A 10,896-nucleotide genomic window follows, 5' to 3' on the forward strand; every position below is an offset into this window, starting at 1 on the left:
GACACCGCTTCGCATGGATGCGGGATCATGGCGTCGAAGCGTTGCCGATCGCTTGCGAGCCGAGCGAAGTTGACGATTTGCGACGACGGTTTGGAACAGAAATACGCGTTTCACGTCTAAACTACCCCTAGCAGGCAGTCTCACTGGACCCTAGCAATGCGACCGCACTACAATTTGATCGCTAAGCTCGCTATGGAAGCCGCCAGCAAAAACAATAAAACTATCGCGGCGCATCGAGTTGCAAGTGTACTTAACAGCAAAAGATATAAATATCTATCTCACAATGGTCTGCCTTACGCAACATACAAAGGATCAAGAGGAATATATAAAACAATCACTTCCGCTTGGAAAGCAATGACAGCAGCTCGTCGGCATGCGGAAGCCGCAGCCATCGCAGACTGGATCGTTAATCAATATGGCGAGCCTGCATGGCGCCGTTGAGCGGCCGTTAGGTCACACACGTATATAGGTCCCTAAAATTTTGTGGAGGGTGCCGGTCATTGGGTGCAGCAGGACCAGCCGCAGGCCGTCACGGACCTGATCCTCATTTTCCTAGGTCGCACGATACATGAAGCGGCCGGCCAGCGAAACCACACAGCATAGTCTAGGCTCAGTCGCGCCAGGCTCGGCAATCTCAAACCACTTGCTTGATGTGATCCGAAACGAAGATCCTCCAAAATAAAGACGACGAATTTACAGCAGCGAATGCGCAAATTGGTACCCGCAGCTGGAGAGCTGAAACGATCAGCTGTTGCTGTTAATGGGCGGAGGCTTGCAGTTCTCAAACCAGGAAGTTCGGATTAGGCTGTCAGGTGAAAGCGAGCCTCCAGCCAGCTCTGCGACAGGGTACGGCTGAGCGATCGATGATGAGAAGAAACATTTCCGAAAATAAAGGGGTCGACTTTGGCGCTATTCACCACGAGTAATTATCCCCTTATGGCGCTAATTGAGGATATTGATCTCGGAAAAATCGGACTTCCTGAGCTGCAGCGGCCTTTTGTATGGCCAAATGTCAATGTTCGCGACCTATTTGACTCTCTTTATCGTGGATATCCGGCAGGATTTTTGCTTTTCTGGGAGACTGGCGTTGGCAGTGGCCTCAAAGGCATAGGCGTGAAAAATGCGCAAGCTGTTCCAAAACTAGCAATCGTCGATGGCCAGCAAAGGCTGACCTCGCTTTATGCCGTCGTCAAAGGGGCCGAAGTACTCCGCTCAAATTTTAAGAAAGAAAAGATCCAGATTGCATTTAACCCCTTGTCGGGACGATTCGATGTCGCGGACGCCGCGATCCGCAAAGATAAGGCTTTCATCCCCGACATTTCTATGTTGTGGCAACCGGATTTCAAGCCAAGCGCGTATCGGAAGGAATTTCTAAATGGTTTGCGAGAGGGGCGGGAAATATCTGACGACGAAGCTGAGCATATCGAGCAAGCAATCGATCATCTCAGGAATCTGCTTCACTATAGCTTTGTCGCTTTGACGCTATCCCCAAGCGTTGACGAAGAAACAATCGCGGAGGTGTTTGTCCGAATCAATGGAAAAGGCAAGGCCCTCAACCAAGCCGACTTTATCATGACGTTGATGTCGGTGTTCTGGGATGAGGGGCGAGCTGAATTAGAGTCTTTTGCATTGGCAGCGACACGTCCCTCGGACGGTCAAGCATCCCCTTTCAATCATTTCATCAAACCCTCGCCCGATCAATTGCTCCGCGTCACCGTGGGGCTTTCCCTGAAACGAGCGCGTTTAGAGAATGTCTATAGCGCGCTTCGTGGACGCGACGCGAAGACGGGGCTTCATGATCCAGAACGTAGAGAGGCCCAATTTGCCTCAATGCAGGTTGGCCAAAAGGCCGCTCTTAACCTCGCTAACTGGCACCATTTCCTAGATAGTCTTCGGCTTGCTGGTTATCGCAGCGAAAAAATGATAAGTTCCGGAAATACAATCATATTTAGCTACAGTTTGTATCTTATCGGTCTGCGGGATTACGAAATCGATCGCACATCTATGCGTCAAGCAATCTCTGAATTTTTCTTTATGGCCGCGCTCACTGGAAGATATACGAACTCACCTGAAACTCGGTTTGAGAGTGACCTTTCGCTAATTCGCGACCTACCTGGCGGCGCTGCGTACTTGGCGCGTTTGCGTGAGCTCTGCGTGACTACGCTAACGGGCGACTACTGGACAATCACGCTGCCAAGCCAGCTTGCAACTTCTGCGTCCCGTAGTCCTTCCCTGTTCGCGTATCAAGCCGCTCTTATCAAGCTAGACGCAAACGCGCTCTTCAGCCCCCTTAAAATCTCGTCACTCGTAGACCCTGCTGTAAAAGGTACTAAAGCGTCGCTCGAACAGCATCATCTATTCCCACGAGGCTATCTCGAACAATTAGGAATTGATGATTTGAAGCAGATTAATCAGATCGCCAACTTTGCCGCCGTGGAGTGGCCGGCAAACATTAAAATTGGCAAGAAAGCGCCTAGCGAGTATGTACCCATGCTCGACCATGTTCTGAGCGCTGCCGAGCGTGATCGTCTCTACAATTGGCACGCTTTGCCGCATTTGTGGTGGGAGTTGCCATATCAGGAATTTCTGGTGCAGCGACGGATTCGGATGGCCGATGTGATCCGTCAGGCTTGGCAGATGCTGACGGTTGGCTCCCCTCCCACAACTAGCACAGTACCCCTTGCCATCGTCGATCTCATCGCGGGCGGTGAAACGGGAGCCGTCGAGTTTAAATCGACTTTTCGAATGAATCTTCACACTGGTCAGGTCGATGACAAAATTCAGGTTGCCGCTCTCAAGACGATTGCAGGTTTTTTGAATGCCAAAGGTGGAACGCTCCTGATTGGTGTCGCCGATGACGGGGAAGTATTAGGGCTTGATGCTGATGGGTTTCAGAACGAGGATAAGTACGGCCTGCATTTGGTGAATTTGGTCAAGGATCGGATTGGAGAAGTGTTCCTTCCATACGTTCATCCCCATTTCCAAGACGAGGGTGCGGGTCGAGTCCTGGCGATCAGGTGTGAAAAGGGACCTAAGGCAGCTTTCTTGAAGGACGGCAACTTGCAGCGATTTTTCGTGCGTGGCGGAAATGCGACCACAGAGCTGTCCGGCTCGTCGATTACCGACTATGTGAAGCAGCGATTTGGCTGAGCACATTTTTAACGTAACGTGGGAGTGTACCTCGGTGTTGACCTGACCGGCTGGCTTTGGAGCGGGGTTTTTGAGAGGATCAGCCAGTACTGAAGAAGTCGGACATGGGGTGAGGTCAGAAGACGAGCGCGGAGCAGGTTATGCTGACGCTGCGCCAGATCGAGGTGCAGACGGCCCAAGGCAGAAGCTTAGCGCTAGCGTGCAAAGAGGCAGAGATCTCCGAGCCGAGCTATTACCGGTGGCGCAAGGAGTACGGCGGCCTCCAGGTCGATCAGGCGCGGAAGATGTAGGACCTGGAGCGTGAGAACGCGCGGTTGCGCCCGCTCGTTGCGGACCTGTCTTTGGAGAAGCAGGTGCTAGCGGACGTTGCTTCAAGAAACTTGTAGCCCCCGTGCGACGCCGGCAGGCAGTGGCGGCGATCCAGGAGAGGTACGGCCTCTCGGAACGTCACGCCTGCCGACGAAGATGGGCTGACGCGCGCCATCACCGCCTTGGCCTCTGAGTATGGGCGCTACAGCTATCGCTACGTCACCGCGCTGCTGCAGGCAGCGGGCCGGCCGGTGGGCAAGGATCGGGTCAGCGCATTTGGCGACGCGAGGGGCTCAAGGTCCCACAAAGGCACCGGCCACGCAGCCGCCAGTGGCTGAACGACGGCTCGTGCGTGCGGCTGCGCCCACTGCGCCGCACTGAGGAGCGACATCGCTCAGGCAGCCGCAAACGCGCCAACCGCAACACCATATTCTCGCGGGAATGACAGGCATCCATCAAGCGACGCAAGGTATCCAGACCGCGATTTGGACGCCGATCGGCGCGATAAGCGGCGGACCTGAAAGGAAGCGGGCGGTTCCTTTTTGGGCGCCGACCGCACGACGACCTAATTCGACTTGAACGGACGTTCCAGGCTAGGTAAGCCGGAAAACGATGAGACGTTTCGTCTAACCGAACTCGTCGTTCGTATCGAACGGAGCGTAGCCCGAGACGTTGGTCGCTGCTTTGACTGCAAGAAGAACGATTTTGCCTTCTTGCTTCTCGATAAGGCAGCTTGAAATGCCCTCAGGGAGCGTTTGCATCAGTTCTACGCTTGAAAGCGTCCGGCCTTGCTCACGAAGTTGAATTAACCTCTCATCATCTCTCTGTGCTGCTTTCTGGAGCCGTTTTGGCTTAAGTGACTCGCGTGCAGCCTTGTCGCAGCTAACGATCCCTCCGTTGTCTCTTATGAAATCGTGAAGTTCCACAAAGGAAACTTCGTTCTGGGTTGCGTATGTCAATACTGACGCAGAGCGCCCGATCGTTTGCTTCGGTATCTTCGGTGCAATGAATTTTAACAGCGGAACGAATTTATTGGGCGTATTCTTCGTGATGCGAATCTTTCTTTCTTTGAGCCAGCCCGACAAAACAGCTTCTGCTTCCTCGTCCTCTGACATATGCTCGTAGAGTTCATACGCGCATTGCATGATTGTTTGCATCGTCTGCTCTTGTTTGCCCTCCCCCGCCTCATAGGCGCGAGCCGCGCGTTGAGCATCCTCGATTTTTGCGCTCATTAATTGTGTGATCTGCTCCGCGGCAGGCGGAGGAGCTTTCCCCGCCTGCGGCCGACGATATTTGGCCGAGAAACGCATCATGGGCGACACCTCCAGAGGTCCCACGTGGGACCTTTAATTAAATTGTAACGCTTCAGCGGCCCCATGGCATCGGCTTCGGACCGAGCGAAGGTCCTTGGGCGCAACTAGGTATTCCGCACGCAGCCTAACCACGTGCGGAAGGTCAGGCCGGCGGCTGAGTTAACTTCAACCGCCTTTTCACTATCGTGCCAACTTAGTACGCACGATGCTCTTCTTAACCCCTTTCAGCCCGATCAACACTAAACGGTCCTTTCTCCTCCACCTTGCCATTGCTGAGGCGAGTTCGGCCTGCATCTTCCCATGCATACGCATGGGCTTGCGTTGTCTTGTGGATCCACGGACCTGAGGTGACGGCTGGCCTTTTCGGTACGTGTTTTTGAAGCGGGTGTCATAGGTCGCCTTGATCCGGTACGATATTGGTCTCAGCAAACTAAGGTGCTTCGTTCGAAGGGCCTCAACACGAATTGGCGCGTGTACGTTGGGCGATCGCCGAAAGTATTGTTCTAAACAAATCTTGATGAGTCTCCAATCGGCGACGGATATATTACTCATAACGGAAAGTTCTGGACACCAGACCCGAGTTACCGGCCCTCCGGCGGGATTGCCACTAATCTCCTCGCTGTAATCGATAGAGCCAAAAACAATTGCGTCACAAGGCCCGTATTTCTTCACGGCCTTACGCAATGCGTCAATCAGATGCTGCGGATCGAACTGATGCAGCGTGCCGCCGCTGTGGCGATGTCTTTCAGGTATAAGCGTGGCGCAAGTCCATTTCTCAGGGTTCTCGGCAACAATTGGCGCGAGTTGCCCACAGACCCATCGCCTCAGTGCTCGCATGCATACCGGACAAGATAGCAGCCGACACCGGCTATCTGCACTGCAGGCGTCAAGGGCAGAAGCGAGAGATACTTCACCGGGCAAATATTTATGCAAAAACTTGACGAGCGATTTACGCCTCTTATTGGCCTTATCCGCCGTCTCGAAGTCCTTGAGCACCCGCACTGTGTCGTATAGCGGGAGAGGTCTGTAATCAAATATGTCTGGTACTGCTTTGATAATCTTACGATGCATCGTTAGCTCGGGACGAGTATGGTGTTTGTTTTGTAAGTTACCTTCCACACGTCTATAGATTTCGCTGTGCGTCGGATAAAGTTTGAGCATAGTTGCTTGATCTACGAGCCCCTCAAATTGCATATCTCTGAAATACATGTGTACACTGTCTTCTGACGCCAATTTCCGCTGTGTATCGGGCTTGCTCACGGCTGCTAACCTCTTTTTCGACGTTGAAATCCCATTTTCTCGGTTGGAGCGCTTACGGAAAAGCGGCATTAGATACCTCATTGGTCACGCTGGTTGAGCGCGCAAAATCGACTGGAAAGCATCCCGCGAAACAGCTTGTTCGCGTTTTGTTCTTATGTTTAGTTGGGCATCACCGCTCATTTTCCCAGCGACGCACCATCGCCTCGATTTCACTCCGCCGCCAAAGGCTGATCCCTGGTCCCGCCTTGATGGGCGAGGGCGCTTTGTCCTCCTTGATCCATCGATAGAATGTCGTGCGGCTGATCGGCACAACTCTCAGTACTTCCTTCAGTCTCATCAAGCAGTCTGCAGATGACCGAGGAAAATCAATCACGGCATTCGTCATTTAAAACATCTCTCTTTAGCATCTATCGGCAAACATCTGCCGCAATTATACTTTACCACATCAAATTTAGCAAGTCAAATATGCAGTTAGTGCCGTAACTTAGGAACTATAACTATCGGATTGGGCGATTGTTTTCCGGTTTTATTATCCACCATCGATTGAATAGCGAATTTCGTGACTCGAAAGTCGAAAAGCGAAAGCCGCCGTAACCGTGGGCGCAATCCGCCAAGGACGATTTCCCACCATTTGCTGGCCTTTTTTTGCCAACACAGGTTGCAACCCTCACAACGATGCTTTCATGTGGGGAATTGGCGCTCCGCGAATACCCCAATCACGGAATGGCTTGGCTTCTCTCCATCTTTGCGGGGGAGGCTCGAAGGCAAACGCGCCCATTTTCAAATGGCGTGCGCTACGGGATTTAATCCTTCCTTCCGGTATCGCGGAAACGAGCGGCCTCACAGAATGCCTACAGAGGCGCAAGTCCAGCCGTGTCCAGCGGCGTTAGCAGCACCTTTGCCGCCATTCCATTGCGATTAGAGGGTTCCCTTGAAGCAGCCGATTGGCACCTTAGAAGGAAGCCTACTTACTGCACTTATATGCCGTGGGGTTTGTTAGGCCCTACTCACCAACCCTCAGGAGATTTACCCGACCGCGAAAGGGCTCTCTGCGGCAGCAAACAGAGATACAGAAAGCCCTTTCGTTTCAACCGCTTTCATCTCTCGCGCCAAACTCCTCTTGACAGATCTGCGCCTTTACTCATCCAATGGAAGAACCGCGGGCGATAAGTCGTCTCGAAACGAGACTTAATCCGCGACGCGTCGGCAGCAAGAGCAATTTTGATCTAGGTACTTAGGAGCTTCCGCTTGGATTACCGCGAACTGACAGAGGCAACTGGACTGTGGCAGGCGGCCTTCGGCAATTTAGGCAATGGCCAAGACGACCGCAATTCTCGTCACCTTGCGTTTTCATATTGGTCTTTAGCCGAGCGGGTCAAACCGATTTTGGAACAGATTCACCATGTGTTAGACGGCCTGACTGTTCACGATATAGGGCATGCTACGCAGCTTTGGGAAGTCGCGACTGTTATCGCGGGTCAAAAGCTAACGCTAAATCCCTTGGAGGCTTATATTCTTGGAGCAGCTTTTCTGCTTCATGACGCTGGATTGGCTATATACGCATACGACGGCGGTCGCGAGGAGCTTATCTCACGGCCGGAATACGCGGATGCTCTATCCAGGCAGACTCGCAGCGAAAATGGAGCACCTTATCACGGAGACCCTCTGGCTACTCCCGAAGGTGCTAAGCAGCGAGCGATATTCGACGTTCTCCGACAAATACATGCCGAACAAGCTCAACAACTTGTACGCCGGCAATTCACCGATCCCAGCGATACCACTGTCAAATTTCATCTGATAGAAGATATTGATCTTCTTAGGGATTATGCCGAGGTGATTGGGAAGATCAGCGCCAGCCACAATTGGCCGATTCAGCGGGTTATCGACGAGCTTTCTCAACCGATGACGCCCGGCGTAAAATTCCGATGGACGGTTGAGCCGCTTAAATTGGCTGCGTTGCTAAGGTGCGCCGATGCAGCTGCAATTGACGAAAGGCGGGCGCCGACCATGGCGCACGTGTTAGCGCGGCCCCATGGTGTTTCGGCCGATCACTGGGCCTTTCAGGCGCGTTTGAGGCCGGCTCAAGTTATTGGAGAAAACAATCTGCTCGTGTTTCAGTCAAAGGCACCTTTCGACCGAGTCGACATGGATGCTTGGTGGCTCGCGTTCGAGTCGCTGAACGTGTGTCACGACGAAATTGTGAGTTGCAATAAATGCCTGCGCGAGCAGCATCTTTCCACGCTTCATGCGGAAGGCGTTTTTGGTGCTCACGATCCAATCGTTTTGTCTAGATGCGTAAAAACTGCTCACTGGAAGCCCATCGACACTACGATTAAAATTTCGGATCCGACCAGGCTGGCGAAATTGCTTGGAGGCTCGCAGTTATACGGGGATGATCCGTTTGTCCCGTTGAGGGAAATTTTGCAAAACTCTGCCGACGCAATCAGAGCGCGGCGGCTTCTTGATCCCGATTATAAACCGACGCCAGAAAATCCTTTCCCCGGCCGGATTGAAGTGTCGGCCCTTCGTGACGCAAACTCCGGCGATTATGAATTGATTTGCGATGATGACGGGGTCGGAATGACCGAGGCCGTTCTAACTGGACCACTTATAACATTCGGAAAGTCGCTGTGGACAGATGCTCTCGCAACAAGATTGTTCCCGGGACTATCCAGTAATAAAGACTTCTTTCCTTCCGGCCGATTCGGCATCGGGTTTTTTTCTGTATTCATGATAAGCTCTCAAGTTACAGTCATATCACGACCTGCCGATTTTCCGGGCGGACCTGGGTCAGGCGCGGTTCGGCACGTACTTGCATTTAGAAACGGAATGAATTCACGTGCTGAATTCTGCGCCTATGATCATTCCGTAGATGGTCATATTCCTTCCTGGGTATCAACCAGAATCAAACTTAGGGTTCCTGCGTCCTTCCTTGCTGCTTACGGAAGAGCCCCGGGACTGAACATGTTTTATGGAGCAGGCGTTCTGAAAAATCCCAAGGGAAGGGAAATTCTTACTACGGAACTTCTGGAAAGGACCGGCAAAATTCCTGATCCGGATGATATCAACCAAATCGGTCGGAAAGGAGCTAATGCCGACGAATATGCTTTTTCGCGCCATTGTCAGCGTCTTGTAATACCGCTTGATGTAAAAGTCGGCGTTCGAACACAAAGTGGATCCCGGATTGATCATAGTCCGCACTATACACACTGGAGTCAGGAGCAAATTGGCAAACAGATATATGCTGCCGAATGGTATTTAAGCGCGATCGGCCTGCTCGATAATCAACTATCGATGCTGCGAGAAATCAAGTCACAAAGCGGCAGGATTTTGGGCAGGGCGGCACTCTCCATACATAGTGGTGGACGCGAATTGGCTCTCTTCTCTATCGGAGGCTTCTTGGCTAAGAGGAGTACTGATCAAGACATTGTCGGAGTTGTGGAGGCGTATCCTGGTTCTGCTTCACGAGAAGCAGGGATACCTCTGGCGACAGATGCGGAAATGATCCTTTGGGCGAAGAACCAGCTGGAGGTGGCAGACGCACTGCCATTAACTGACGAAGAAAAATTGCTTGCAGTAGCCTCCGCGAGTAGGTTTGATGTTGACATATACCCGCTCGCACGCATCAACTCAAACTTCGGATATATGTCCATCGACCAGATCGTTGAATATATCTGCGGTGGCGAGGTTGTAATCATCCCTGCTACGACTCAAGTGGGCGATCGGCTCCATTTAATCGCTACATCGCTTATACGAAAAGATCTTAAGTCTTGTAATATTTCCGAAATAGACTCGGAACACTTGATATTGTGTAGCATAGAGAAAGCACAAAAAAATTCTTTTCCTGTCATAGGCATCGATGATCAAATATACACCGATTACCAACAGATGTTTGTTTCTCGGCTGTTGGCAGAGGTGGAAAAAAAATGCAATGACGCCGTGATGGTTCGTATGGAGTCCTGTAAGTTGGGAACCTACGTAGGTCCAGAATCTGAAAAAGACGGCCTCTACAGAGGGGATTTTATGTCTTCTCTCGTATTTGCTATCTACGATGGGTCTAAGATTGAGCCAACTGGTTCCGCTGCTGGACAAGTTGTATGGTCGATAAATGCGGAATCGAACGCGCAAGATGGGGAATAGCGTAAATTTGCGTATGTGCCTCGGTGCTAAAATGCGCGCTGTACTCTTATGCGGTTAGAAGAATGACAGTACACCCGGCTGTGATGCGATCGATATAGGACGCCTTGATTGCTCCAAAAAAGTCGCTCGACTTTATTCGATACGGTACTACCCGGCGTGCCGATCGCTGCACAAAACGCGTTCTCGCTCACGCCTTAGACGTGAGCCCGTTCATTGGGTATGCAAATTTCTCCCAATCCAACATCAATTTGCGCCGTTTTTCGAAGAGGTCCCCCCGCCGATAGGCGGCCTCGACCTTGTTACTAACAATGTGCGCTAAAGCCATTTCGCAGACTTCATTCGACACAGAAGTCTCTTCACTGGCCCAATCGCGAAAAGTTGAACGGAACCCGTGCGCCGTGACCTGCGCCTCCATCCGCATGCGGCGCAGGATCATTGTAAACACCATGTTGGAGAGTGGCCGACCTGCTTTTGCGCCGGCGAAGATAAGGTCCGAGCCGGCTGATAGGACTTCAGCCTCTCGCAAAATGCATAAGGCTCTGGGGCCGAGAGGGACGCGATGCTCCTTTTTGCCTTTCATGCGAGCGGCCGGGATGGTCCATGTCGCGCTTTCAAAACCGATTTCCGTCCATCTCGCGCCGAAAACTTCACCGCTGCGCGCTGCCGTCAGAATCAAAAATTCGAAGGCAAGCTTTGGAATTGTTCCGGTCCTGGCCTCTCCTAA

Annotated in this window: 7 protein-coding genes and 1 pseudogene; 4 read left to right on the plus strand and 4 right to left on the minus strand. The window is 52.1% G+C overall.

The window, feature by feature from the left end; all coding sequences use genetic code 11:
- Window positions 1–192 precede the first annotated feature (192 nt).
- The 3 genes and pseudogenes from MKK69_RS25785 to MKK69_RS25795 form a co-directional block, all read left to right on the plus strand.
- A complete protein-coding gene (locus MKK69_RS25785) occupies window positions 193–441 on the plus strand; it encodes a hypothetical protein (protein WP_243972681.1) in 249 nt (82 codons plus the stop codon).
- Between the two features lie 462 nt (window positions 442–903).
- Window positions 904–3,150, plus strand: coding sequence for a DUF262 domain-containing protein (locus MKK69_RS25790; RefSeq protein WP_243972682.1), 2,247 nt, complete (start codon window positions 904–906; stop codon window positions 3,148–3,150).
- A gap of 140 nt (window positions 3,151–3,290) precedes the next feature.
- Window positions 3,291–3,835: pseudogene (locus tag MKK69_RS25795) on the plus strand (transposase); the annotation flags it as partial.
- Window positions 3,836–4,085: 250 nt separating this feature from the next.
- On the opposite strand, the gene MKK69_RS25800 reads toward MKK69_RS25795, so the two are convergent.
- The 3 genes from MKK69_RS25800 to MKK69_RS25810 form a co-directional block, all read right to left on the minus strand.
- Window positions 4,086–4,772, minus strand: coding sequence for a hypothetical protein (locus MKK69_RS25800; protein ID WP_243972683.1), 687 nt, complete (start codon window positions 4,770–4,772; stop codon window positions 4,086–4,088).
- A 180-nt stretch (window positions 4,773–4,952) separates the two neighbouring features.
- Window positions 4,953–6,032, minus strand: a complete 1,080-nt coding sequence (locus MKK69_RS25805) for a hypothetical protein (RefSeq protein WP_243972684.1) — start codon at window positions 6,030–6,032, stop codon at window positions 4,953–4,955.
- Window positions 6,033–6,201: 169 nt separating this feature from the next.
- The gene (locus tag MKK69_RS25810) at window positions 6,202–6,417 is read right to left on the minus strand and encodes a helix-turn-helix transcriptional regulator (RefSeq protein ID WP_243972686.1); all 216 of its coding nucleotides are present in this window, start codon (window positions 6,415–6,417) and stop codon (window positions 6,202–6,204) included.
- Window positions 6,418–7,280: 863 nt separating this feature from the next.
- Between MKK69_RS25810 and MKK69_RS25815 the strand changes: the two genes are divergently transcribed.
- Window positions 7,281–10,172 (plus strand): ATP-binding protein, encoded by a 2,892-nt coding sequence (locus tag MKK69_RS25815; protein ID WP_243972688.1) that lies wholly within the window; start codon window positions 7,281–7,283, stop codon window positions 10,170–10,172.
- A 187-nt stretch (window positions 10,173–10,359) separates the two neighbouring features.
- On the opposite strand, the gene MKK69_RS25820 is transcribed toward MKK69_RS25815, so the two are convergent.
- A partial coding sequence (locus MKK69_RS25820; protein ID WP_243972689.1) for a tyrosine-type recombinase/integrase occupies window positions 10,360–10,896 on the minus strand: 537 nt, incomplete at its 5' end.

The organism is Methylobacterium sp. J-026 (assembly GCF_022829585.1).
Taxonomy (GTDB): domain Bacteria; phylum Pseudomonadota; class Alphaproteobacteria; order Rhizobiales; family Beijerinckiaceae; genus Methylobacterium.

Excerpts from the sequence above, each read along its gene's own strand:
- MKK69_RS25800 (WP_243972683.1), bottom strand. The coding sequence starts at position 4,772 with ATGATGCGTTTCTCGGCCAAATATCGTCGGCCGCAGGCGGGGAAAGCT.
- MKK69_RS25785 (WP_243972681.1), top strand. The coding sequence starts at position 193 with ATGGAAGCCGCCAGCAAAAACAATAAAACTATCGCGGCGCATCGAGTT.
- MKK69_RS25810 (WP_243972686.1), bottom strand. The coding sequence starts at position 6,417 with ATGACGAATGCCGTGATTGATTTTCCTCGGTCATCTGCAGACTGCTTG.